The sequence below is a fragment of the Janthinobacterium sp. GW822-FHT07H11 genome (assembly GCF_058798615.1).
In genome coordinates, this window is sequence record NZ_CM179507.1 from 2475228 (window position 1) to 2501148 (window position 25921).

Here is a 25921-nt window from a genome sequence, read left to right on the forward strand (position 1 = left end):
ATGGCGCCAGGCGCCAGCGGCCATGTCAAGTCGTCAGCACGCCAGCGCGATACGTATTGCGCCCATCCTGCTTGGCCTGGTACAGCAGCACGTCGGCCTGCTGCAGCAGCATGGCGGGGCTGATGTCTTCGTCGCGGTAGAAGGCCAGGCCGATGCTGGCCGAGATCTGCACGCGGATGCCATCGAGGTCGAAAGGCTGGCGCATGGCGGTGACGATTTTCCCCGCCAGCATGGCCGCGTCGTCGGGCTTGCCGATGTGTTCCATGATGATGGTGAATTCGTCGCCGCCCAGGCGGGCGATGATGTCGGTGGCGCGCATGGTCTGCGTCAGGCGCTGGGCGAACGCGCGCAGCAGGGCGTCGCCCGTGCCGTGGCCGTGCGTGTCGTTGACGGGCTTGAAGCGGTCGATATCCATGTACATGACGGCCATCAGGCGGTGCTGCTGGCGGCTGGCGTGCATGGCGTCGCTGAGTTTTTGTTGGAAGCCGGCGCGGTTCGACAAGCCTGTCAGCGCGTCGACCTGGGCCAGTTGCAGCAGGCGCTGCTTTTCGCGTTTTTGCACGGTGATATCCTGGCGCATCACGTGAAAGCCCACCACCTGCAGATGGTCTTCGCCGATCTGCGGGATATAGATCACTTCCATGCAGCGCTCGATGCCTTCCTTCAGGTCCTCTTCCTCGAAGCTCAGCGTTTCGCCGCCCAGCACGCGCTCGATGTAGGGCGCCACGGTGCGGTAGCGTGCCTCGCCCACGGTTTCCAGCACGCTCTTGCCCAGTACCTGCTGGCCGGTGAGGCCGAATTCGCGTTCGTAGGCGATGTTCAGGAAGCGGAAAAGCTGGTCGGCGTCGATGTAGGCGATCATGGCCGGCAGGGTGTCGGCGATGGTGCGCAGCCGCGCCTCGCTTTCCAGCAGCGCCACTTCCGATTCGCGCAGGGTGGTGATGTCGTCCAGGCTGCCGACATAGCCTTCGATGCTGCCGTCGATGAGGATGGGGGCGATCTTCACCGACAGCCATACGAGCCTGCCGTCGCGGTGCAGGCAGCGCAGGGTGGACTGGAAGGCGGCGTGGCTGCGCGTGAGCTGTTCCAGCGCCACGTGCATCAGCGGATAGTCGTCCGGATGCAGGGCGCTGGTCCAGCCGGCGCCCAGCGCGGCGGCGCGCGGCAGGCCCGTGATGGCTTCGAAGGTGCGGTTGACATAGGTGCAGCGGCGCTGGCGGTCCAGGCGCACCAGCCCCAGCGGCGAGGCGTCGTTGACGGCGGCCAGTTCGGCCTGTTTCTGGCGCAGCTCCAGTTCCTGCTGGCGGCGCTGCGAGATATCCTCGGCGATGCACAGGATATGTTCGACCTGCTGGCGCTCGTCGAAGACGGGCACGGAGACGGCACGCAGGTAGCGCAGGCTGCCGTCAGGCAGGCGCAGCGGCTTTTCCGTATGGTCGATGACGCCGCGCTCGGCCAGGATGGCGCGGTCGTCCTCGGCGTCGTGCAGGCCGAGATCGGGAGGGAAGGCGTCGCAGTCGATCCTGCCGATGACGTCGGCGGCCGGATAGCCGGTGATATCCTCGGCGGCCCTGTTCCACACCTCCATCCGGCCGAAGTTCTCGGGGCGCGCGCTTTTCACGTACACCAGCACGGGCAGGTGGTCGATCAGCGATTGCAGGAAGCTGCGGTTATCCTGCAGCGCCAGCTCGTCGTGCTTGCGCGCGCTGATGTCGCGCGAGGTGACGGCCACGCCATCGGCGATGGGCACCACCTGGTGGCGCAGCCAGCGCGTGCCGCCCGAGGCCAGCTGCAGTTCGAACTCGTCTTCCAGCGGCTGGCCCGTTTCCATCACCAGCAGGAAGCGCTTGAAAAAGCGCTCGCCGCGCAGCAGCGGCACCAGCGGCAGTACGCGCTGGCCCAGCAGTTCCGCGCGGGGCTTGCCCAGCATGTCGGCGGCGCGCTCGTTGACGTCGGCAAAAATGAAGTCTTCCACCGGCTTGCCGTGGGCCGGGCGCCAGGCCTTCAGCAGCAGCACGGAGTCGAGGCTGCCCTGGTGCGCCGCGCGCAGCAGCGCCTGCGCTTCCTGCGCCTGGCGCATGCTGCGGCGCAGGCGGGCGCTTTGCCGCGTCAGCAGCGAGGTAAAGCCGACGATCAGCAGGCTGGCGGCTATCAGCGCGCCGAAATACACGTGCCGGCGGTGCTCGAAGCGGGCCAGCGCGGCGGCGCGGCTCACGCCCACCACGGCCAGCAGCGGGTAGCGCGGCAGTTCGCGGTAGCTGTAGATGCGCTCGGTGGCGTCGGGTGGCGGCTCGATCACCATTTCCTCGGGCGCGTGGCGCGGCGGCCCGGGCATGCGGAAGTCGATGCGGTCGCTGGCGATCAATTGCTCGCCGATGCGCCCCACCGTCAGGCCGCTGTCGCGCGCCACCAGCATCAGCGCGCCCTGGTCGTCGAGGTCGAGGCGGTCGTAGTCGTCGACGAAATAGGCGGGATCGATGAGGATGACGATGGCGCCGGCGAAGCGTCCCTGGGCATCGTTCAGGCGGCGCGCCGAGCGTATCATCCAGTGCTTGCTGTCGGCATCGGGCGTGGGCGTGTCGACCAGCGCGCTGTCGGCCGGGTTGGCCGCCAGCGCCTGGAAAAACGGCTGTTGCGCCAGATTGTCGGGAAGATAGGCGTTGGCGCTGTCGATGACCTGGCCCCGCGCGTCGACCAGGGCGATCGGCAATGCCAGCTTGGACGGCAGCACGCTGTCGAGCAGGCCCAGGCGACGCGTGAATTCGTTCAGGCGCAGCGCGCCGGCCGATTCCTCGTATTTGAGCTTGAACAGCTGCGTGGCGTGGTCCGTCTGGCGCAGGATGTAGCTGGTATGGTCGGCCAGCGTGCGCGCCAGCGACTGGCTGCCGGCCACGGCGTCGCGCACGGCGTTGGCGCGCTCCTGGCCTACCTGATAGAGGACGGCGCCCCACAATACGAGCAGCAGCGGGAGCGCGAACAGGGGTACCAGGCTGATGCGGTACAGGCGGCTGGCAAGGCGTTGCAGGGGTCTCGTAATCGATATCAATTGGGCGCTTGCAGGCAAGAGTCATTGAAAGGGGCGGTGTTGCGCGCATGATAGCCGAAATCGCGATTTTCTTGCGCTAGATCAATTTTTCCATCATCCCCACCGTCTGTCGCTGGTCTTATTTTGCGTTAAATCAAGCACCTGTGGCGCCGTATACGCTAAAAAAACCAGGCGGACGGCGACATCGGCCTGGCACGTGGCAGAAAAAGTACAAATCGGGCGCCATCCTCTTTAAAATGGGTGCTTCTTCCTCCCATATCGAAAGTTGTCATGCAGAGTAAAAAGCCCGACGCGGCACGGCTGGACAAGATCGTGGCCGACGCGCGCCGCGCCGCCGACCAGCGCGAGAGCGGCTACCGCGAGCGTTCGCTGAAGATGTACCCGTGGGTGTGCGGCCGCTGCATGCGCGAATTCACGCGTGCCAACGTGCAGCAGCTGACCGTGCACCACCGCGACCATAACCATGACAACAATCCGCCCGATGGCAGCAACTGGGAATTGCTGTGCCTGTATTGCCACGACAATGAACACTCGCGCTACCTGGAGGCGGACCGTGGCGCCGGCCTGCTGTCGGCCGAGGTGGCGCCCGCCACGCACAACCCGTTTGCCGCGCTGGCGGGCCTGATCAAGAAGAAGGACTGAGCGGGCCGCGCCGCTTTACCATGCGCATCCTGCTGACCGAAGACGACCCGCAACTGGGGCGCGCCACGCAGATCGGCCTGGAACAGGGCGGTTACGCCGTCGACTGGGTCATGAGCGCCGAGCATGCGCACACGGCCGTGCGCCTGCACGACTATGGCTGCATCCTGCTCGACCTGGGCTTGCCGGGGCAGGACGGCATGCAGGCGCTGGGCGTACTGCGCGACAATGGCTACGGCGGCGCCGTGCTGGTCGTCACGGCGCGCGACCAGGTGGGCGAGCGCATCGCCGGCCTGGACGCGGGCGCCGACGACTTTATCGTCAAGCCGTTCGACCTCGACGAGCTGGCCGCGCGCATCCGCAGCGCCTGCCGCCGCGCCGCCGGCCGCCTGCGCGAGCACCTTGCACATGGCGACCTGGTGCTCGATATCGCCGACCGGCAGGTGACGCAAGGGGGCGTGCCCGTGACCCTGACCGTCAAGGAATTCCGCATCCTGCAATTGCTGCTGGAACACGGCGGCCGGGTGCTGAGCCGCGAACAGCTGGAGAAAAACCTGTACAGCTGGGGCGGCGAAGTGGAAAGCAATGCCGTGCAAGTGCACATCCACCACCTGCGCAAGAAGCTGGGGCGGGATTTGATACGCACCGTGCATGCGATCGGCTACTGCATTGATAAAGCGCAAACGGCTTGACGAAAAAACGGGCCGCCCTGGGGCAGCCCGTTCGATGTTGACGCCGATGACGCCTTACCTCATCAGAAATCGACGGTGGCCGACAGCCACAGACGGCGTCCGTCCAGGCTGTTGACGTAGCGGTTGGCGTAGTCCAGGGCCGGTGCGCGGTACGCCTGGTAGTCGATGAAATCCTTGTTGAGCAGGTTGTACACGGCCGCGTTCAGGGTCACGCGCTTGTTCAACTGATAACTGCTGCCCAGGTGCAGCATGGTGTAGCCCTTGTAGTCGCCCAGTGCGGCCTTGGCGGCGCGCGTGGAAGCCGAGGTGCCCGGATCGCGGAAACGCTCGCTGCGGTACTCGGCGCGCAGCCAGCCGTTCCAATCGCGCGAGATATCCCAGCTCAGACGCGCGTTGACGGCGTGCTTGGGCGTGTCGCTCAGCGGTTTGCCCGCGTTGCTGCCGCTCTTCTGTTCGCTCTCCGTGTAGGTGTAGTTGGCGCTGGCCGACAAGGTCTTGCCCAGCGGGAAGCGCGTGTTCAGCTCGACGCCGCGCGTGACGGCCTCATCCACGTTGACGGACTGGCCAAACGCATCGACGTTGGGCCAGTTGCCGAAGCTGACGCAGCCGGGACGGTTGGGCGAAGGACGGTAGCTGCAGTTGACGAGGCCCGTGCCCGTCGTGATCTTGTCCTTGAAGGTATTGTTGAACACGGTGCCGCTGGCGGTCCAGCCGGCCAGGTTGTCGAAGTAGGCGCCGATTTCCGCCGTCGTGCTCGTTTCCGGCTTCAGGTCCGGGCTGCCGACGAGGGGAATCGTGCCCTGGCCGCCGAAACCGTTGATGCCTGGCGACAATTGTTCCACGCGCGGCGTCTTGTAGCCCTTGCTGACGCCGCCCTTGACGGTCCAGCTAGTCGTCGCGTTCCACACGGCATAGGCGCGGGGGCTGGTCTGGCCGCCAAAGATGCTGTGGTCGTCATAGCGGGCGCCGAAGGTCAGCGCGAGATGCTCCAGCACCTGCCATTCGTCTTCCACGAACAGGGCTTTTTGCGTGAAGTCGAATGTCTTCGGCGCCACGCCATCCGTCATTTCCGCTTTCCACCATTGCGCGCCGACGGTGGCCATGTGTTTGCCCAGAGGCATGACCAATTTGGTGTCGAAGACCTGGCTTTCCACTTCCAGCGTGCGCGCGGTGCCGGCCACGGCCCCTGGCGTGCCTGGGGGAATCGTGCGGCCCAGGGTTTCCGTCTTGTTCACCATATAGCTGCTGTCCAGGGTGCCGAAGCCGAAGCGGCCCGTGTGCGACAGGGTCCACTGGTCGCGCTTGTATTTCTGCTCGGGACCGTAGCCGCCCTGCACGGTCTTGGTGCCGAGCTGGCCGCTCGAATTGTCGTAGGTCTGGCGGCCCGCGTCGGCGTCGAGGATGACGGTGTGGTAGCGGTTCGGCGTCAAGGCCAGGCGCGCGCCAACGTTGGTGATGTCCGCACGCACGGGGTTGGCGCCCATTCTGGCGGCGACTTCCGCGCCGGCCGCGTCGTTGTAGCGGATATGGGCCGCGTCGCGGCGCTGCTTGCTGCCGCGCAAGGACAGGCCCAGCAGGTCGGTGGCGATGGGGCCGCTCAGGTAGAAGCGGCCGCTTTTCACGTCGCCGAAAGCGGATTCTTCCTGCGCGGTGTAGTCGGCCGAGACGGAACCCATCCACTGCTGACCCACCTTGCGCGTGATGATGTTGATCACGCCGCCCATGGCGTCCGAGCCGTACAGGGTCGACATGGGGCCGCGGATGATTTCGATGCGCTCGATGGCGGCCAGCGGCGGCATGAAGCTCGTCTGCGTGCCGCCGAAGCCGTTCGGCGTGACGTTGCCGGCCGCATTCTGGCGCCGTCCGTCGATCAGCACCAAGGTGTAGTCGCTGGGCATGCCGCGGATGCTGATATTCATGCCGCCCGTCTTGTCGCCCGCCGCGCCCACGTCGATGCCTTCCACGCTCTCCAGCGCCTGGGTCAGGTTGCCGAAGCGCTCCTTCGACAGTTCCTGGCGCGTCAGCACCGTGATCGAGGCGGGCGCCTGTTTGATATCCTGCTCGAAACCGGAGGCGGAGACCACCACTTCCGGCATGCTGGCCGGCGTGCCCGTCTGGGCGTGAGCCGGCAGGCAGGACAGGGCGGCCACGGCCAGGGCCAGGGTGGTGGGACGCGGCAGGCGCGCGCGGCGGGTGCGGTTGGACATGCAAACTCCTGAGGGAATGAATTATTGGTCTGTCTTGTTTGGGGAATGGGAATCATTGAAGCAATAAGAATCATTTACAATTGCGGCCATGGCTTCCCAAAAAATATTTTGCTCCGGATCATGCGCAGAAGTTCTTAAGAGATTCTTAACTGCCGGCGGCGGCGTGCAAGCCTGGTCGCTGCGGCGCACCCTGCTGGCCGTGCTGCTGGGCCTGACCCTGGCCCTGTGGGTGGGCAGCGCCGCCATCGTGTATGTGGAGGCGCGGCGCGAGAGCCAGGAACTGTTCGACCAGTCGCTGACGGAAACGGGGCATCTGCTGCTGTCGCTGGCTGAAAGCGATGTGCGCGAACGGGGCCTGGCGCGACCGATCGACCTGCCCATGCGGGGCCAGCCGAATCCCCATCACTATTTGCTGTTCAAGGTGCGCGATGCCAGGCAACGCGTGTTGTACCGCAATGATGCCGCCTCCGACATCGCGCTGTCGCGCACGGTGCCGGACGGCCTGTCCTGGACCAGCATAGGCGGACAGCGCTGGCGTCTGTTTTCCGTCTGGAGCCAGGACCGCCAGCTGCAACTGCTGGTGGCCGAACCGACCAGCCACCGCGACGATATCAGCCGCGGCTTCTTTTATCGCATTGCGCTGTTCGGCCTGCTGCTGGTGGCGCTGGCCACCCTCGCCATCTGGTGGAGTATCCACCGCGTGTTCCGCGTGCTGCAGGCCTCCGCCGAGGAAGTCTCGGCGCGCACCCCCGATGACCTGGCCGACGTGCAGGTGCGCGGTGCGCCGGACGAACTGCATCCGCTGCTGCTGGAAATTAACCGCCTGTTCGGCCGGGTGCGGCACAGCCGCGACAATGAACAGCGCTTCACGGCCGATGCGGCGCATGAGCTGCGCACGCCGCTGGCCGCCATCAAGACCAATCTGCAGGTGCTGCAACGGGCCCGCAGCGCGGCCGAGCGCGACGAATTCATCGCCGGGCTCGCTGCCAGCGTGGAGCGCGCCACGCGCCTGGTCAACCAGCTGCTGGCGCTGGCGCGGCTCGATCCGCAGGCGCAGACGGCCGCGCCGCTGGCGGCGGGGGACCTGGCCGTCCTGCTGGCAGACCAGGCGAGCCAATGGCAGGGCGGCGAGCGGCAACCGGGGCTGGCATGGGCTATCGCGCCGGCGCCGTGCGCGCTGCATGCGGACAGCCTGCATATGCTGCTGCGCAACCTGGTCGAGAATGCGCTGCGTTACACGCCTGCGGACGGACGCGTCGTGGTCAGCTGCGGCCGGCAAGACGGCTGCGCCTTCCTGTGCGTGGCCGACAACGGGCCGGGCATCCCGGCCGACATGCACGAACGCGTGTTCGAACGCTTTTTCCGCCTGGGCGGCGCGCAGGTGCCCGGCAGCGGACTGGGACTGTCCATCGTGCGCCGCATCGCCGGGCGCCATGGCGCGCGGGTGTGCCTGGGCGCGGGACTGGAGGGCAGGGGGCTGGCCGTCACCGTCCTGTTTCCATGGGATGGGCACAGTCAGGGGAAGTGAGCCGATAGCGATAAAACACCCAAGCGACATGCAGAATGCGGTATCTTTGCCATATGCACAGCAAAGACATGCGACACCTTCCCGCCGACGGCCCCGCTTCCGCGCCCGCGCCAGAGCTCATGCTGCCGTTGGCCGGCGCGCGCGCCCTGCACCTGGCCGCGCAAGGACTATTGCAGGCGCGGCGTAAAAAAGCCGTGAAGGCCGACGTGCTGGCCGCCATCCGCCAGATGGGCGTGCTGCAGATCGATACCATCCACGTGGTGGCGCGCAGTCCCTACCTGGTGCTGTGGAGCCGCCTCGGCGACTATCCGCAGCCGTGGCTCGAGCAATTGCTGGCCGAGGGCGCGCTGTTCGAATACTGGGCGCATGAAGCGTGTTTCGTGCCCATCGAAGACTATGGCCTGTACCGCCACCGCATGCTGGACCCGGCCGCCATGGGCTGGAAATACTCGGTCAAATGGATGGCCGAGCAGGGCGAAGCCGTCGCGTCGGTGCTCGACCACATCCGCGCCAACGGCGCCGCGCGCTCGGCGGACTTCGAGCGCACGGATGGCCAGGCGGGCGGCTGGTGGAGCTGGAAGCCGGAAAAACGCTCGCTGGAAGTGCTGTTTACGTCGGGCGTGCTGATGATCGCCAAGCGCCATCAGTTCCAGCGCTATTACGACCTGGCCGAGCGCGTGCTGCCGGGCTGGCACGATGGCTTGCTGCCGCCGGAACAGCAGGTGCGCCGCCGCCTGCTGCTGGCCAGCGTGAAGGCGCTGGGCCTGGCGCGGGCGGGCTGGATCAGCGACTACTTCCGCACCAAACAGTCGCGCGCCAGCCTGGCCCACGACCTGCAGGCGCTGGTGGACGAGGGCGCGCTGCTGCGTTGTTCGGTGGCCGGCTGGGTTGACGCCGTGTACGTGCATGCGGACCACGCGGAACTGGCGCGCGCGGCCGCTTGCGGCAAGCTGGCGCCCACCCTGACGACGATCTTGTCGCCGTTCGATCCCGTCGTATGGGACCGGCGCCGCGCCCTGGAACTGTTCGATTTCGACTATCGGCTCGAATGCTATACGCCGGCCGAGAAGCGCCGGTATGGTTATTTCACCCTGCCTATCCTGCGCCGTGGCGCGCTGGTGGGACGCCTGGACGCCAAGGCGCACCGCGCGCAAGGCTGTTTTGAAATCAAGTCGCTGGCGCTGGAAGCGGGCGTGCGCGCCAGCCCCCGCCTGGTGCGCGACGTGGCCGGCGCCGTGCGGCGCCTGGCCGGCTGGCATGCCTGTCCGCAGGTCGTCGTCACGCAGCCGACGGCGTTCGGCCAGCAGCTGGCCGCCGCGCTGGCCGACGTGTCGGCATCGGCAGGGGGGCTGGCAGCATGACGCCGCTGCCGCCCGCCCCATCCAGGCTGCTCGACGTCGATGGCAGCCCCCGCTTTGGCCGCTATGCGGGACTGGCCGGCGCATTCGACTGGCCCGCGCTGGCGCCGCCCCATGCGCGCGGTTCCGTGTGGCGCCTGTTCCATCACAAGCGCTGGCATTACGTGGCCCTGTCCACGCCCGCCGTGTTCTGCGGCGTGGCCATCGTCGACCTGGGCTGGACCAGCACCGCGTTCGCGTATGCGTTCGACCGCCACAAGGGCAAGATCGTGGCCTCGTTTGCGCAGGATGGCGTGCCCGGCCTGTGCGCCTCGCTGGCGCCGCATGCGGGAGCCGGCAGCCGTTTCCGCTTCTTTTCACAGCATATCGCCATCGAAGCCGTGGCAGGCCACCGCCACCGCCTGCTGCTCGACTGCGGCCATTTCGGCATCGACGCCGAATTCGGCCCGCCCGTGGCACCCACCTTGCTCGCCTTCGGCCCCGTGGGCGAGGGCGGGTCCGTGCACGCCACGCAAAAATCGGGCGGCTTGCCGCTGTGGGGCAGCGTGCGCTGCGGCGCCATCGGCTACAGCCTCGACGACGGCGTGGCCAGCTTCGATTATTCGAACGGCTTGCTGGCGCGCGAAACGGAATGGCGCTGGGCCTCGGCGCACAGCCTGGACCTCGGTTTCAACCTGCAGGCCGGCTATTTCGGCGCGCATGAGAACGCGCTGTGGCTCGATGGCCAGCTGTATCCGCTGGGCCGCGCGCATTTCGACTTCAACCCCGACAACCCGCTGGCGCCGTGGCATGTGTGGACGGACGACGATTTGCTCGACCTGCACTTCAAGCCGGAAGGGGCGCGGCGCGAGGACAAGAACCTGTGGATCGCCGCCAGCCGCTACATCCAGCCCATCGGCACGTTCAGCGGCTGGGTGCGCGCCAGTGCCGATAGCCCCAAGCGCATCGTGGCGCAGCTGGCGGGCGTGACGGAGAGCCACCGCTCGCGCTGGTGAGCGTGCGGGCCTGGCGCGTTTTTTTTGCGAAACGCGACACGCGGTCAAGTTTTTTTGCCTGCGCATCCGATACACTGGCGCGTGCCAGCGCAGCCGCGATGGGTCCAGATTCACCCTGCCAGTCCATGAGGCCAGAACATGAGTATCCGTAATCTCGACAAGCTGTTCAAGCCGGCCTCGGTGGCCCTGATCGGCGCCACCGCGCGCGAACGCAAGCTGGGCGCCATCGCCCTGTACAACCTGCTGGGCGGCGGATATCAAGGCGAGATCTGGCCCGTCAATCCCAAGTACGACGAGCTGATGGGCCTGAAATGCTACCGCAAGCTGGCGCACCTGCCCAAGGCGCCGGACCTGGCCATCATCTGCACGCCGCCCGCCACCATCACGGCGCTGATCCGCGAACTGGGCGCGCTGGGCACGCGCGCGGCCATCGTCATGACGTCGGGCCTGGACCCCGTGCGCGAGGCGTCGCTGCGCCTGGCCATGCTGAAGGCGGCGAAACCGCATCTGCTGCGCATCCTCGGCCCCAACAGCATGGGGCTGCTGGTGCCGAAACTGGGGCTGAACGCCAGCTTCGCCCACCTGGGCGCGACCAGCGGCAAGATCGCCTTCGTGTCGCAATCGGGCGCACTGGTGTCGGGCGTGCTCGACTGGGCCAATGCGCATGGCGTGGGCTTTTCCAAGTTCATTTCGCTCGGTGGCAGCTATGACATCGATTTCGGCGACCTGCTCGACTATCTGGCCGGCGACATCGACACGGCCGCCATCCTGCTGTACATGGAAGACATCCAGGCGGCGCGCAAATTCATGTCGGCGGCGCGGGCGGCCGCGCGCAGCAAGCCCGTCATCGTCCTGAAGGCGGGACGCGAGGCCGAAGGCGCGGCCATGGCGGCCTGGCACACGGGCGCGCTGGCCGGCTCGGACGCCGTGTACGACGCGGCCATCCGCCGCGCCGGCATGCTGCGCGTGTATTCGGCCGAGGAACTGTTCGACGCGGTGGAAACGCTCACGCATATCCGCTCGCAGCGCGGCGAGCGCCTGGCGATCTTGTGCAACGGCGGCGGCCTGGGCGTGATGGCCACCGACGCCCTGGTGGGCAGCGGCGGCAAGCTGGCCGAGCTGTCGCCCGATACCGTGATCGCGCTGGAAAAGGCGCTGCCGCGCGGCTGGTCGCACGACAACCCGGTGGGCTTGCCCGGCGACGCGGCCGTGCAGCGCTACGCCGACGCCATCAAGCCGCTGCTCGACGAGCCGCAGGCGGATGCCTTGCTGCTGCTGCACGCGCCCACGGCCATGGTGTCGTCGATCGAGATCGCCGAAGCCGTCACGCCGCTGATCAAGGCCACCTCGCGCACGGTGCTGTCATGCTTGCTGGGCGGCACCACGGTGGCGCCGGCGCGCCAGGTTTTTAATCGCGCCGGCATTCCCACCTACGACACGCCGGAAAAGGCCGTGCATGGCTTCATGCAGATCGTGCAGTACCGGCGCAACCAGGAAACCCTGATGCAGGTGCCGGCACAGCCGCCCATCTCGGCCGCGCCGCGCCGCGCCAGGGTGCGCGAAATTGTCGCCGCCGCGCTGGCGGCCGGCCAGACGGTGCTCGGCGAATGCCGCTCGAAAGAGATCCTGGCCGCCTACGGCATTCCCGTGGCCACCACGCGCATGGCGGCCGACGTGGAAGCGGCGCTGGCCGTGGCGGCGGACATCGGCTACCCGGTGGCGCTGAAGATCCACTCGCCCGACATCGCGCACAAGTCCGACGTGGGCGGCGTGGCGCTGGACCTCGATACGCCCGACATCCTGCGCACGGCCGCCGCGGCCATGCTCAAGCGCGTGCGCCGCATGCGGCCCGACGCGCTGATCGACGGTTTTACCGTGCAGCAGATGGCGCGCCGCCCGCAGTCGCATGAACTGATCGTCGGCGTCACCACCGACGCCGCCTTCGGCCCCGTGATCCTGGTGGGGCAGGGCGGCATCGCCGTCGAAGTGACGGCCGACCACGCGATCGGCCTGCCCCCGCTGAACATGGCGCTGGCGCGCGACATGCTGGCGCGCACGCGCGTGTCGAAACTGCTGGCCGGCTACCGCAACCAGCCGCCCGCCGACATCGACGCCATCTGCTACACCCTGATCCAGGTGGCCGAACTGGTGGCCGACATCGGCGAGCTGGCCGAACTCGACATCAATCCGCTGGTGGCCGACGCCGACGGCGTGATCGCCCTCGACGCGCGCATCCGCCTGCAGCCGGGGCAGAAGAGCGACCGCCTGGCCATCCGCCCGTATCCGCAGGAGCTGGAAGAGCGGGTGACGTGGATGGGCCGGGATATCCTGCTGCGCCCCATCCGCCCCGAAGACGCGCCGCAGCACATGGACCTGTTCCACGCGCTGGACCCGGACGACGTGCGCCTGCGCTTCTTCACCTCGATGCGCGAACTGCCCGTGTCGCAGCTGGCGCGCCTGACGCAGATCGATTACGACCGCGCCATGGCCTTCATCGCCACGCACGCCGGTCCGGACGGCCAGCCGGAAACCCTGGGCGTGGTGCGCGCCGTGGCCGATCCCGACAACATCCACGCCGACTTCGCCATCGCCGTGCGCTCGGCCCTGAAGGGCAAGGGCCTGGGCCACATCCTGTTCGAGAAGCTGGTCGACTACTTCCGCAGCCGCGGCACGGAAGCGCTGGTGGGCGAGGCGATGGCGCGCAACAAGGGCATGCAGCGGCTGGTGAAAAGCTTTGGCGGCGAAGTCACGCCATCGGAGGAGCCGGGCGTGGTCGACCTGCATATCGGCTTGCGGCCGCCGCGCTGAAAAATGCGCGCAGCGCGCCGAGGGTTTGTGCAGGATCAAACCCGCCCCTGTCGGTAGTCTTTACACTTTCACTTCCAGGATAATCGATCCAGCGCGCTTTGGGAGTGAGTGAATGCTTACGGCAACATATATATTGGTATCCCTGTCGGTGGAGCAGGCCAGCATACGCATGAGTTTGCTGTCTTTTCAGAAATACATGCATGCCCAGCTGCGCCAGCAGAACCAGTTGACCCTGTCTCAGATGCAATATGCGGGCGACTGGCTGCACCGGCTGTACCAGAGCGGCTATTGGCGCAAGGTGGAAATGTACCTGATTCCCGCCATCCGCCAGGCCACGCCGCATGCCGACGGCTTGCTCGACGAGCTCAATGGCTTGAACCATGCCGCACTGGAAAACATCAATGCGGTGCAGCGGCGCGCGGGCGCCGCCCTCGACACGTCGGAACAGCAGGTCGAGCAGCTGTGCGCGGCCATCGACGCCTTTTGCGCGACCTTGCTGGAACGCCTGGAAAAAGAAGAGCGCGAATTGTTTGCGCTGGCGCGCAAGGTGATCGTGGGCGAAGCCTGGTTTGCCATCGCCTACCAGTTCCTCGCGCACGATGCGCGGGCGCGCGAGACGCGCCGCGACAAGGCGCAGGTGCTGCCCTTCGTCTTGCCGGCGCCGGCCGTGGCGGCGCCCGATGGCGGCGCGCCCATGCAGCAGCCGCCGCTGCGCGCGCAGGCCTGAGCCGCTAGCGAGTGCCCACCTCGCCAGTTGCCTGCCTGCGGCACGGCTGGCAAGGCGCCGCAGCGTGCCGTTCATAGGGAAAATGTTTCATTTGTCCATTTGATAACTTGTTCAGTCCTGTCCGATGCAATACCCCGGGCTTTGTTATGATGGTGGTTTTGATCCACGCGAAACCCGTCATGTTCGAATTTCTTTTCAAACGTTCTGCCAGCAAGACTGCCGCTCCCGATCCTGTCGTGGCAGAACAGGCCGCCGCCTCGGCGCAGAGCGCATCGCGCCGCGCCGAGCAGGTTGCGCGTGCCCATGCCGTGGCGGGCGACGAAGCCGCCGCCGCCGAATTCATCGTTGCCAGCGAATTTGCCGATGCCCGCCTGATCGCGGCCGAACACGTGCATGCCTTGCCGCTGCTGGAAAAAGTCCACCAGGCCATGCGCAACACGGACCGCCGCGTCGCCAAGCTGATGCAGGGCCGCATCGACCTGATCCGCCACCAGGCGGCGGAAACCCAGCGCGCCCAGGCCAGCATCGATACGGCCCAGCGCCTGTTGAACGATGACAAGCTCAGTCCGAACCAGGTGGCCGAGCTGGACCGCCAATGGCAAGTCATCAAGGCCACGCCCGAACTGGCGACCGCCTTTGCCGCCGCGCGCGCCGCGCTGGCGTCGCGCCTGGCGGCGCAAGTGGTGTTGCAGCGCGCCGTGATCGACGCCGTGGCCGCCGCGCGCGCGCTGGCCAGCAATGGCCAGTCCGCCGACGAGCTGGCCCAGTCGCTGGCCCGCCTGGATGCGGAACACGCGCAGCATGCGCAATCGCCCGAGCGCGGCTCGCTGCCGAAACACCTGGAACTTGACTTCGCGCAGGCGCGCGAACAGGCGCAGTCGGCCTTGCAGGCGCTGCAGCAGCACCAGGCCGTGTTCGACGCGCGCCAGCTTGCTCTGGCCGACTGGCAGGCGCAGGACGCCGCCACCCTGGATGCCGAGGCCTTGAAACGCGCGTGGCAAGCCCTGCCGCGCCTGCCCGAGTCGCCGCTGTCGGACAGCCTGCAGCAGCAATTTGCGGCCGTGCTGGCCAGCGCGCCGGCGCCCGTGCCGGCGCCAGCGCCAGCCGCTGCCGCGCCTGGCGTGGTGGAGTCCGCGCCGCGCAAGCCGCGCCAGGAACACGCGCCCGTCTCGCAAGAAGCGACGGAGCAGTTCTTCAAGACCCTGGACGCCATGGAAGCGGCCTTGCAGGACGGCTTATTGCATGTCGCTTCCGAGCATGACAAAACCTTGCGCGATAGCAAACACGGCCGTTTGACGCCGGCGCAAGCGGACCGCCTGGCCCATGTGCGTGCGCAATTCAAGCAATTGGCCGACTGGGCGCGCTGGGGCGGCAACGTCTCGCGCGAAGAACTGGTCAAGGCGGGCGAGGAATTGCCGGCGCAGCAATTGCCGATGGCCGAGCTGGCCAAGAAAGTGGGCAGCCTGCGCGAGCGCTGGAAGTCGCTCGACACCCTGTCCGGCCCGGCGCCGAAATCCCTGTGGGAGCGTTTCGACGCCGCCTGCAGCGTGGCCTACGCGCCCGCGGCCCAGCATTTCAAGCAACTGGCCGAGGAACGCCATGGCAATGCCGCCAAGGCCCAGGAATTGATCGCGGAAACGGTGGCCCTGGCGGCCGAAGAGAGCACGGACTGGAAGCACGTGGCGTCGAGCTCGCAGCGCCTGCGCCAGGCGTGGACGCGCCTGGGCACCATCGACCGCAAGGAAAAGAAACGCCTGGATACGGAATTCGGCGCCGCCCTGGACGCCTTGTCGAAGCCGCTGGAAACGCAGCGCCAGATCGAAACGGCGCGCCGCGAACAATTGATTGTCGAAGTGGGCTTGCTCAAGCCATCGGAGCGCAACACGGTCGACATGCTCAAAGCCTTGCAGGACAAATGGCAGGAACTGGCGAAAGCCCTGCCGCTCGAGCGCCGCGCCGAACAGGCGCTGTGGCAGCGTTTCCGCGCCGCCTGCGACGATATCTTCGCCAGGCGCAAGGAAACGGCCCACGCGGCCGACCATGAGCGGCGCGAACACCTGCATGCGCGCGAAGCGCTGTGTGCCGCGCTGGAAACGGCTGTCGTGCCCGAGGGCGACGACAAGGCCCGCAGCGCCTTCATCAATCACTTGCTGCGCGACACGCGCGCCGCCTGGAACGCCACGGGTCCCGTGCCGCGCGCCAGCGAAGCGAAGATCGAGCAGCGCTACCAGGCCGCGGTGGCTGGCGTGCAAGCGCAGGCGGACGCCATCGCCGAGCGCGCCGGCGCGGCCCAGGCCAACGCCTTGCGCGACAAGCTGCGTCTGACGCAGGCCTTGGAAACTGCCCTGGTCGAAGGCGATGCCGGCGCCGATGCGGCCACTTGGGTGCAGCGCTGGAGTGCCTTGCCGCCGCTCGACGCCCAGTACGAACGCAGCCTGCAGCAGCGCTTTGCCGCCGCCCAGGCCGCGCTGGGCGACGGTGGCGCCGCCTACGTGCAGCATTTGCAGGCCAACCAGGAGCGCCTGCGCGATGAAGTCTTGCGCCTGGAAATCGTCGCCGGCGTCGACAGCGGCGCCGAATTTGCCCGCGACCGCCTGAAAATGCAGGTGGAAGTGCTGCAATCGTCGCTCAAATCGGGCCAGAAGCCGCTCACGCAAGTGTCGCAGCTGATGCAGCTGTGCGCGATTGCCGCCGTGACCGACGCGCGCACGGCCAGCCGCATCGAAACCCTGCTGCGCCGCATCGGAGGTGTCGCCAAATGAGTACATCCGTCCGCATCCAGCAAGCCGATTTTGACCTTGGTCAAGAAATTGCACAATTGCGTGCAGGCAACCCCAAGGTGGGCGCCGTCGTCGGCTTCGTCGGCACGGTGCGCGACATGAACGAGGGGCTGGACGTGGCCGCCATGGAACTCGAGCACTATCCGGGCATGACGGAAAAGTCCATCGCAGCCATCATCGAGCAGGCGCGCGGCCGCTGGCCGCTGTCGGGCGCGCTGGTGATCCACCGCGTGGGACCCTTGCTGCCGCAGGAGCAGATCGTGCTGGTGGCCGTCGCGTCCGCCCACCGGGGCGAGGCCTTCGCCGCCTGCGAATTCATCATCGATTACCTGAAGACGGAAGCGCCGTTCTGGAAGAAGGAAGACACGCCCGAAGGGGCGCGCTGGGTCGATGCGCGCGACAGCGACGAGACGGCCCTGGATAAGTGGGCCGCAAAAGCAAGCGCCATTTGAAGCGAACGCGCCCCGCACCGTAGCATTTGCCAAAATGCATCAGTTTTCTGCTTTGTGTATGCTTGAAAAGTACTGCCTAACCCCAATTTGGTTAACAACTAATTAACCGGGAGCGCTTTTCATGCGACAAGACAAACTCACTACCAAGTTACAGGAAGCCCTGGCCGACGCCCAAAGTCTGGCCGTGGGCAACGACAACCCCTATATCGAACCAGTCCACCTGCTGACGGCCCTGTTGAACCAGGACGACGGCGGCGCCCGTTCGCTGTTGCAGCGGGCCGGCGTCAACGTGGGCGGCCTGTCCAAGGCCCTGGGCGCGTCGATCGAACGCTTGCCGAAGGTCTCGGGCACGGGCGGCGACGTGCAGGTGAGCCGCGAATTCGTGGCCTTGCTGAACCTGGCCGACAAGGAATCGCAAAAGGCGGGCGACCAGTTCGTGTCCAGCGAAATGGTCTTGCTGGCCATGACGGACGACAAGTCCGACTGCGGCAAGCTGGCGCGCGAAAACGGCCTGACCCGCAAGGCCCTGGAAGCGGCCATCGACGCCGTGCGCGGCGGCAATAAAGTCGATTCGCAAGAGGCCGAAGGCCAGCGCGAAGCCCTGAAAAAATACACCTTGGACCTGACGGAGCGGGCGCGCAAGGGCAAGCTCGACCCTGTCATCGGCCGCGATGATGAAATCCGCCGCACCATCCAGATCCTGCAGCGCCGCAGCAAGAACAATCCCGTGCTGATCGGCGAACCGGGCGTGGGCAAGACGGCCATCGTCGAAGGCCTGGCGCAGCGCATCGTCAACGGCGAAGTGCCCGAATCGCTGAAGGGCAAGCGCGTGCTGGCGCTGGACATGGCCGCCCTGGTTGCCGGTGCCAAGTTCCGCGGCGAGTTCGAAGAGCGCCTGAAGTCCGTGCTCAAGGAACTGGCCATGGATGAAGGGCAAACCATCGTCTTCATCGACGAGATGCACACCATGGTGGGCGCGGGCAAGGCCGACGGCGCCATGGATGCCGGCAATATGCTCAAACCGGCACTGGCGCGCGGCGAGCTGCATTGCGTGGGCGCAACGACCCTCGACGAGTACCGCAAGTACATCGAGAAGGATGCGGCGCTGGAACGCCGCTTCCAGAAAGTGCTCGTCGACGAGCCGACCGTGGAGGCGACGATCGCCATCCTGCGCGGCTTGCAGGATAAATACGCGCTGCACCACAAGGTGGAGATCACGGACGCGGCCATCATTGCCGCGGCGGAATTGTCGCACCGCTACATCACGGACCGTTTCCTGCCCGACAAGGCGATCGACCTGATCGATGAAGCGGCGGCGAAGATCAAGATCGAGATCGACTCGAAGCCGGAAGTGATGGACAAGCTGGAACGTCGCTTGATCCAGCTGAAGATCGAGCGCGAAGCCGTCAAGAAGGAAAAGGACGAAGCGTCGTTGCGCCGCCTGGGCCTGATCGAGGAAGAGATCCTCAAGCTGCAGCGCGAATACAATGACTTCGAAGAAATCCTGAAGGCGGAAAAAGCCGTGGTACAAGGCAGCACGCACATCAAGGAAGAGATCGAGAACGTCAAGCTGCAGATGGAGCAGGCCACGCGCGAGAGCAACTGGCAGAAAGTGTCGGAATTGCAATACGGCAAGCTGCCGCAGCTGGAAGCCCAGCTCAAGCAGGCTGACAGCGGCATCCCGAAATTCGACCCTGACCAGCCGAAGCTGCTGCGCACGGAAGTGGGCGCCGAGGAAATCGCCGAAGTGGTGTCGCGCGCGACGGGCATCCCCGTGTCGCGCATGATGCAGGGCGAGCGCGACAAGCTGCTGCATATCGAAGAGAAGCTGCATGAGCGCGTCGTGGGCCAGGATGAGGCGATCACGGCCGTGGCGGACGCCATCCGCCGCTCGCGCGCCGGCCTCTCCGACCCGAACCGTCCTTATGGTTCCTTCATGTTCCTGGGACCGACGGGTGTCGGCAAGACCGAGCTGAGCAAGGCGCTGGCGACCTTCCTGTTCGATACGGAAGAATCGATGATCCGCATCGACATGAGCGAGTTCATGGAGAAGCATTCCGTGGCCCGTCTGATCGGCGCGCCGCCCGGCTATGTCGGCTACGACGAGGGCGGCTACCTGACGGAAGCCGTGCGCCGCAAGCCGTACAGCGTGATTTTGCTCGACGAAGTGGAAAAGGCGCATGCCGACGTCTTCAACGTGCTGCTGCAGGTGCTCGACGACGGACGCATGACGGACGGCCAGGGCCGCACGGTGGACTTCAAGAATACCGTCATCATCATGACCTCGAACCTGGGTTCGCACAAGATCCAGGCCATGGAAAGCGATGATCCCGGTGTCGTGAAGCTGGCCGTGATGGCCGAGGTACGCGCGCACTTCCGTCCCGAGTTCGTCAACCGCATCGACGAAATCGTCGTGTTCCACGGCCTCGACGAGAAAAACATCGGCGCGATCGCGAAGATCCAGCTGAAGATTCTCGAAGAACGCCTGGCGCGCATGGACATGCAGCTGAGCCTGACGGACGCCGCGCTGCAGCAAATCGCCGAAGCGGGCTACGACCCGGTGTATGGCGCCCGTCCATTGAAGCGGGCGATCCAGCAGCAGATCGAAAATCCGCTGTCGAAGCTGATCCTCGAAGGCCGCTTCGGCCCGAAAGACGAGATCCGCATCGACGCCCAGAACGGCAGCCTGGTGTTTACGGGGGCGCAGGTGGGGCTGGACAAGGTGTAATGCTGGCAGGTCAGTCCCTGCGGGATTGGAAGCTATTCCATTGAGGCAGCTTCCCCCGTCGGGTCTGACCCCAGTTTCACGGCATTTGCAGTGAGCAAGATTTGCGACGTCTAACAAAACCGTAGCGAGCGGCAGTGATTTGTGGCCGAGAAGCGCAACCATACTCTAGTACGGTGAGCATCGCCGGCCGCAAAGCGCGACGCTTAGCAGGTTTCGTTAGACGTCCTCAGGCAGGGCGCGATCAGGGTAGACCTGATCGCGCCCTTCTTGCTATCATCGTCACTATTTTCTGACTAATTTTCGGAGGCGGTACGATGGCACACACATGGCAAGCAGGACGGCGCATTGGACTGGGACTGACCTTGGCGGCGGCTATGCTGGCATGGTCTGCCCAAGCTCAGGCCCAGGAAGAGAAGGTCTTGAACATCTACAACTGGTCGGACTATATCGGCGACGATACGATCAAGAATTTCGAGAAGGAAACGGGCATCAAGGTGCGCTACGACGTTTTCGACAACAACGAAATCCTCAATGCGAAACTGGTGGCGGGCAAGTCCGGCTACGATATCGTCGTGCCGACGGCCCAGTGGGCGCGCCTGCAGATCGACGCCGGCCTGTTGCGCAAGCTCGACAAGAGCAAGCTGACCAACCTGGGCAACCTCGACCCGAGCCTGCAGGCGAAGCTGTCGAAGATCGATCCGAACAATGATTACCTGGTCGACTGGCTGTGGGGCTACACGACGGTCGGCATCAACGTCAACAAGGTCAAGGCGGCGCTGGGCGGCATGGCCATGCCCGACAACGCCTGGGATTTGATCTTCGACCCGAAATACGCGGCCAAGCTGAAATCGTGCGGCGTGTCCTTCCTCGACTCGCCGTCCGAAGTGCTGCCGGCCGCCCTGCAATACCTGGGCAAGCCTGCGTACTCGAAAACGGCCGGCGACTACCAGGAAGCGGGCAAGGTGCTGCAGGCGATCCGTCCCTATGTGACCCTGTTCAGCTCGTCCGGCTACATCAACGACATGGCCAACGGTTCCGTCTGCGTCGCGCTGGGCTGGTCGGGCGACATCAATATCGCGCGCCAGCGCGCCATCGATGCGAAGAACGGCAATGTGATCCAGGTGCTGGTGCCGAAGACGGCCGCCCTGATGTTCGACACCATGGCCATTCCGGCCGACGCGCCCCATCCGAACAATGCGCACCTGTTCATCAACTACATCTTGCGTCCGCAAGTGCATGCCAGCCTGAGCAACAAGGTGTTCTACGCGAACCCGAACCCGGCCAGCATCAAGTTCGTGCGCAAGGATATCGGCGAGAACAAGGCCATCTTCCTGTCGGACGCCGACAAGCAGCGCATGGCCGCGCCGGAAGCGACCACGGCCGATATCCGCCGCTTGATGACGCGCATCTATACGAAGTTCAAGACGGGAGTGTAATACGGGAGCGTAAAAACAAGGATGGCGCGAGGGACGGGGATATGCCGTCGCTGGCGCCATGCGATAGTGCCGAGGTGAGCGCTACTCGTGATAGCGGTCCATCAGCTTATGGTGGCTGCCGCGCATTTCTTCGATCAGTTCAAAGGCGACAAAGCCGATGATGGCGGCGAAGATGGCGATGAAGAGAAAAACGAGGAAGGTGATTAACATGGTCTTTCAGCCGCCGTTGGACGGCCGTCCGCTGGGTTGCTCAATGTGCCGGAGCAGCGCCCCAGCACGTAGTTGATGCAATTAAACTCTAGCAGATCGGCAGCGCTTTACAAGGCTGCCGAGTTGTAATTCCTGCCAGTATTTGTCCCAGCGCATTATTCGTGCATGTCCATGTGGGGTCAGTCACTGCGTGATCGGAATGCGTCCCATGGTGACGCATTCTTCCGGCGGGTCTGCCCCCATGGCGACTTCACCACCCTTATTTCACCGCCCTTACTTCACCACCAGGTCATGCGCCATCACGGCTTTCAAATAGACGCTGACGGGGTCGCTCGGCTCGCGCTGCGAGAACCACCACGCGCTGGCCTTGCGCATTTCCCATTCCTGCTCTTCGCCCGTCAGCAGCAGGGCGGCCGCCTGGCCCAGGGTGGGCTGGTGGCCGACGATGAGCACGGTTTCCTTGCCACTGGGCCAGTTGGCCGCCTTCAGGATGTCTTCCGCCTCGGCGCCGGGCGCCAGTTCCGGCATCAGCTTGAACTTGCGGCCCAGGGCCTCGGCCGTCTGCAGGGTGCGCAGGGCGGGGCTGACGAGGATGCGGCAATTTTCCGGCAATTGCGATGCCAGCCATTCGCCCATGCGGCGCGCCTGTTTCTGTCCCTTGACTGTCAGCGCGCGTTCGAGGTCGGGCACGCCCGGCTCGGCTTCTGCGTGTCGCCACAAGATGAGATCCATGCTGTACTCCTCTGTGTAGAAAGTCGCTCTCTGTCTATTCGCCGACCTCCGCGCCCGGCGTCCCCAGTGACTGCATCAAATACTGCTGGGCACTGAACGGCGCCTGCTTGCCGCGCGGCTTGCGGCGCGCATACTGGCCCGTCGGCTCCAGTTCCCATGCATTCGTATTATCCTTCAAATACGGGTTCAGGCCCTCGGCGATGACGCGCCGCTTCAGCGCCCGGTCAAGTATCGGGAAGGCCACTTCCACGCGGCGGAACAGGTTGCGGCTCATCCAGTCGGCACTGGCCAGGTAAACGTCGTGCGCCAGGTCGTTGCGGAAGTAATAGATGCGGCTGTGCTCAAGGAAACGCCCGATCACCGAGCGCACCTTGATGTTTTCCGACAGGCCGGGCACGCCCGGCTTGAGCGTGCAGGCGCCGCGCACGATCAGGTCGATCTTCACGCCATCGGTCGAGGCCGCATACAGGGCGCGGATCACCGATTCGTCGACCAGCGCGTTGACTTTCACGATGATGCGCCCGCGCCGGCCCGCGCGGGCGATCTTCGCCTCGTTGCGGATGGCCTTGATGATCTCGCTTTGCAGGCCGAACGGCGCCAGCCACAGGTGGTTCAGGTTGTGCGGCTTGGTCAGGCTGGTGAGATGAATGAACACTTCGTTCACTTCCACGGCCAGGTCCTGGTTCGCCGTCAGCAAGCCGAAGTCCGTGTACAGCTTGGTGGTCGTGGGGTGGTAGTTGCCGGTGCCCAAGTGGGCGTAGAAGCGCAGCGCGCCTTCTTCGCGGCGGATGACGAGCGCCACCTTGGCGTGGGTCTTCAGTCCCACGACGCCGTAGACCACTTGCGCGCCCGCCTGTTCCAGCTTGTCGGCCCAGTTGATGTTGGCTTCCTCGTCGAAACGCGCCATCAATTCCACGATGACGGTCACTTCCTTGCCCATCTTCGCGGCCGTGATCAGCGACTCCATCAGGTCCGAGTTCATGCCCGTACGGTAGATGGTCTGCTTGATGGCGACGACGGACGGGTCGTAGGCGGCGCTGCGGATGAAGTCGATCACCGTCTGGAACGACTGGTAGGGATGGTGCAGCAGGATATCGTGCTTGTTCAGGGCGGCAAAGATGTCGTTGCCGATGGCCTTGTGCGCCAGGCCCGGGAAGAAGGGCGGGAAGCGCAGCTCGGGCTGCTTGACGTGGTCGATCATTTCCGACAGCCGCACCAGGTTGACGGGGCCATTGACGCGGTAGAGGCGGCTTTGATCCAGATTAAACTGGTCGAGCAGGAATTGTGACAATTCGGGCGGGCAATTGCGTGCCACTTCCAGGCGCACCGAGGTGCCGAACTGGCGCCCGACGAGCTCGCCTTTTAACGCCTGGCGCAGATTCTTGACTTCATCCTCATCGACCCACAGGTCGCTGTCGCGCGTGACGCGGAACTGCGAATAGGCAATCACTTCGCGCCCGGCGAACAGATCCGAAATGTGCGCATGGATGACGGAAGATAAGAGGCAGAAGGACACGCCATCGCCGGAAATGTCGTCCGGCAGCTTGATGACGCGCGGCAAGACACGGGGCGCCTTGACGATGGCGATCGCCGTGCCGCGCCCGAACGCATCCTTGCCGCTCAGCGAGACGATGAAATTGAGGCTCTTGTTAACCACTTGCGGGAACGGATGGGCCGGGTCCAGGCCGATGGGCGTGAGCAGGGGGCGCACTTCGCGGTCAAAGTATTGCTTGACCCACGCGCGCTGTGCATCGTTGCGGTCGCTGTCGCGCAGCAGGTGCACGCCGGCCGCGCGCAGGGCCGGCAGCACTTCGCTATTTAATATCTCGTACTGGCGCTCGACCAGGGCGTGGCATTCCTTGCCGATGCGCTCCAGGTTGGCCATCAGGGCCGGGTGTCCGGCCAGCGAGCCGCCGATGCTGCCGGCGGCCAGCAGGCTGGCCACGCGCACCTCGAAGAACTCGTCCATATTGCTGCTGACGATGCACAGGTAACGCAGGCGCTCGAGCAGGGGAATGCCTGGGTCTTCCGCTTGCGCCATCACGCGCCGGTTGAAAGTCAGTTGCGACAGCTCGCGGTCAAGCAGGATGCCCGATTTGGTCACTTCCGTGTGCAGTTCAGGTTTCATATTCTTTTGTCTTTGCAGATAGTTAATTCTAGCCGTATTTTGCCTTGTATGACGCGCTATGAGTGTAATCATGAAATATGACGTAAGCGTGACATAAGCTGTCATATAACACTGTTGCAGATGTCATTTTTCATGTCGCAAATGCCGGTTTCCCGGGCGTAGGCAAATATTTCAAGAAATCGCCGGCATGTCATGGAGCTGTCATATTCGCTTGCTAGACTGCGCAGCATTCAACCGGGACTTTGAGCCCTAACAACCCTGAGGACTTGATATGCAAATGAAGCAAATGTTCAAATTTATCGTCGTGGGTGCTTCGGCAGCGATGGCATTTTCTTCCGCTTCCGTCATGGCGGCAGATATGACAGGTGCTGGTGCAACCTTCCCGTACCCGATCTACGCGAAATGGGCTGAAACCTACAAAGCCAACACGGGCAACGGCCTGAACTACCAGTCCGTCGGCTCCGGCGCCGGCATCAAGCAAATCAAGGCTAAAACTGTCGAGTTCGGCGCTTCGGACATGCCATTGAAGGCGGAAGAACTGGAAGAAGCGGGCCTGATGCAGTTCCCGGCCATCATGGGCGGCGTGGTCACCATCGTCAACCTGGACGGCGTAACCCCGGGCCAGCTGAAAATGACGGGTAAAGTCGTCGGCGACATCTACCTGGGCAAGATCACCAAATGGAGCGCGCCGGAAATCGCCGCACTGAACAGCGGCGTCAAGCTGCCGGACACGGAAATCACCGTGGTGCACCGCGCCGACGGTTCGGGCACGTCTTTCCTGTTCACCGACTTCCTGTCGAAAACCAACCCGGAATTCAAATCGAAAATCGGCGCCGGCTCGGCTGTGAAATGGGCCGTGGGCGTGGGCGGCAAGGGTAACGAAGGCGTCGCCGCCAACGTACAGCGTATCAAGGGTTCGATCGGCTACGTCGAGTGGGCTTACGCCAAGAAAAACAAGATGTCGCACACCCAGCTGCAAAACAAGGACGGCAACTTCCTGCAGCCTGACGACGAAAACTTCAAGGCCGCAGCCGCTTCGGCACCTTGGACGCAAACCCCTGGCTTCGGCGTGGTCCTGACCGACCAGGCTGGCAAGAACAGCTGGCCTATCACCGGCGTGTCGTTCATCCTGATGCACAAAGTCCAGGCTGACGCAGCCAAGGCCAAGGAAGTCCTGAAATTCTTCGACTGGGCCTACAAGAACGGCGGTGCTGCTGCCGTTGAGCTGGACTACGTGCCGATGCCGGCATCGGTCGTGAAGCTGGTGCAGGAATCGTGGAAAGCCAACCTGAAAGACGCATCGGGCAAGGCGATCTATTAATTCGATAACTTGAGCATGTAAGTACCCATCCTTGTCCCCGCCAGCAGCACGGCGGGGCAGGGAGTTAGCCAGGACCGCCCGCAAGCCCTTGCAGACGGCCCTGGCTAAAAAAGCAACAATAAAACAAGAGTTAA

General features: G+C 64.9%; 17 protein-coding genes. 12 read left to right on the forward strand and 5 right to left on the reverse strand.

The window, feature by feature from the left end; translation table 11 throughout:
- Positions 1–25: 25 nt before the first annotated feature.
- Entirely contained in the window at positions 26–3046 is a 3021-nt protein-coding gene (locus AC3RCJ_RS11075; protein ID WP_492963993.1) for a PAS domain-containing protein, read from the reverse strand.
- A gap of 270 nt (positions 3047–3316) precedes the next feature.
- Here AC3RCJ_RS11075 and AC3RCJ_RS11080 point away from each other — a divergent pair, with 270 nt between their 5' ends.
- Positions 3317–3688 (forward strand): YajD family HNH nuclease, encoded by a 372-nt coding sequence (locus AC3RCJ_RS11080; protein ID WP_131687343.1) that lies wholly within the window; start codon positions 3317–3319, stop codon positions 3686–3688.
- 20 nt (positions 3689–3708) lie between these two features.
- Entirely contained in the window at positions 3709–4377 is a 669-nt protein-coding gene (locus AC3RCJ_RS11085) for a response regulator (RefSeq protein WP_492963994.1), read from the forward strand.
- A gap of 62 nt (positions 4378–4439) precedes the next feature.
- Here AC3RCJ_RS11085 and AC3RCJ_RS11090 read toward each other — a convergent pair whose 3' ends face one another.
- Positions 4440–6584: a TonB-dependent receptor domain-containing protein gene (locus tag AC3RCJ_RS11090; protein WP_492963995.1), complete on the reverse strand. Its 2145-nt coding sequence runs from the start codon at positions 6582–6584 to the stop codon at positions 4440–4442.
- Between the two features lie 163 nt (positions 6585–6747).
- Between AC3RCJ_RS11090 and AC3RCJ_RS11095 the strand changes: the two genes are divergently transcribed.
- The 9 genes from AC3RCJ_RS11095 (at position 6748) to AC3RCJ_RS11135 (ending at position 21396) form a co-directional block, all read left to right on the forward strand.
- Entirely contained in the window at positions 6748–8112 is a 1365-nt protein-coding gene (locus AC3RCJ_RS11095) for a sensor histidine kinase (protein WP_492963996.1), read from the forward strand.
- Between the two features lie 68 nt (positions 8113–8180).
- The gene (locus tag AC3RCJ_RS11100) at positions 8181–9473 is read left to right on the forward strand and encodes a winged helix-turn-helix domain-containing protein (RefSeq protein ID WP_492963997.1); all 1293 of its coding nucleotides are present in this window, start codon (positions 8181–8183) and stop codon (positions 9471–9473) included.
- Positions 9470–10465 (forward strand): DUF2804 domain-containing protein, encoded by a 996-nt coding sequence (locus AC3RCJ_RS11105; protein WP_492963998.1) that lies wholly within the window; start codon positions 9470–9472, stop codon positions 10463–10465. The genes AC3RCJ_RS11100 and AC3RCJ_RS11105 overlap by 4 nt, the downstream gene beginning before the upstream one ends.
- A gap of 138 nt (positions 10466–10603) precedes the next feature.
- Positions 10604–13273 (forward strand): bifunctional acetate--CoA ligase family protein/GNAT family N-acetyltransferase, encoded by a 2670-nt coding sequence (locus AC3RCJ_RS11110; RefSeq protein ID WP_492963999.1) that lies wholly within the window; start codon positions 10604–10606, stop codon positions 13271–13273.
- Between the two features lie 112 nt (positions 13274–13385).
- The gene (locus AC3RCJ_RS11115) at positions 13386–14000 is read left to right on the forward strand and encodes a hypothetical protein (protein ID WP_492964000.1); all 615 of its coding nucleotides are present in this window, start codon (positions 13386–13388) and stop codon (positions 13998–14000) included.
- A gap of 179 nt (positions 14001–14179) precedes the next feature.
- A complete protein-coding gene (locus AC3RCJ_RS11120; protein ID WP_492964001.1) occupies positions 14180–16762 on the forward strand; it encodes a DUF349 domain-containing protein in 2583 nt (860 codons plus the stop codon).
- Entirely contained in the window at positions 16759–17232 is a 474-nt protein-coding gene (moaE, locus tag AC3RCJ_RS11125; protein WP_492964002.1) for a molybdopterin synthase catalytic subunit MoaE, read from the forward strand. The genes AC3RCJ_RS11120 and moaE overlap by 4 nt, the downstream gene beginning before the upstream one ends.
- A gap of 121 nt (positions 17233–17353) precedes the next feature.
- Entirely contained in the window at positions 17354–19960 is a 2607-nt protein-coding gene (gene clpB / locus AC3RCJ_RS11130) for an ATP-dependent chaperone ClpB (RefSeq protein WP_492964003.1), read from the forward strand.
- 374 nt (positions 19961–20334) lie between these two features.
- On the forward strand, positions 20335–21396 hold the full coding sequence (locus AC3RCJ_RS11135; protein ID WP_492964004.1) for a polyamine ABC transporter substrate-binding protein: 1062 nt from the start codon (positions 20335–20337) through the stop codon (positions 21394–21396).
- A gap of 81 nt (positions 21397–21477) precedes the next feature.
- Here the strand turns inward: AC3RCJ_RS11135 and AC3RCJ_RS11140 are convergent, their stop codons facing one another.
- The 3 genes from AC3RCJ_RS11140 to ppk1 all read right to left on the reverse strand — a co-directional run bounded on the left by AC3RCJ_RS11140 (position 21478) and on the right by ppk1 (position 24466).
- The gene (locus AC3RCJ_RS11140; protein ID WP_257224845.1) at positions 21478–21606 is read right to left on the reverse strand and encodes a hypothetical protein; all 129 of its coding nucleotides are present in this window, start codon (positions 21604–21606) and stop codon (positions 21478–21480) included.
- A gap of 273 nt (positions 21607–21879) precedes the next feature.
- Positions 21880–22338: a phosphohistidine phosphatase SixA gene (gene sixA, locus AC3RCJ_RS11145; protein ID WP_492964005.1), complete on the reverse strand. Its 459-nt coding sequence runs from the start codon at positions 22336–22338 to the stop codon at positions 21880–21882.
- Positions 22339–22372: 34 nt separating this feature from the next.
- Positions 22373–24466, reverse strand: a complete 2094-nt coding sequence (gene ppk1 / locus AC3RCJ_RS11150; RefSeq protein ID WP_492964006.1) for a polyphosphate kinase 1 — start codon at positions 24464–24466, stop codon at positions 22373–22375.
- A gap of 271 nt (positions 24467–24737) precedes the next feature.
- Between ppk1 and pstS the strand changes: the two genes are divergently transcribed.
- Complete coding sequence (gene pstS, locus AC3RCJ_RS11155) at positions 24738–25787, forward strand: phosphate ABC transporter substrate-binding protein PstS (protein ID WP_035817350.1); 1050 nt, start codon at positions 24738–24740, stop codon at positions 25785–25787.
- The last annotated feature ends 134 nt before the right edge of the window (positions 25788–25921 follow it).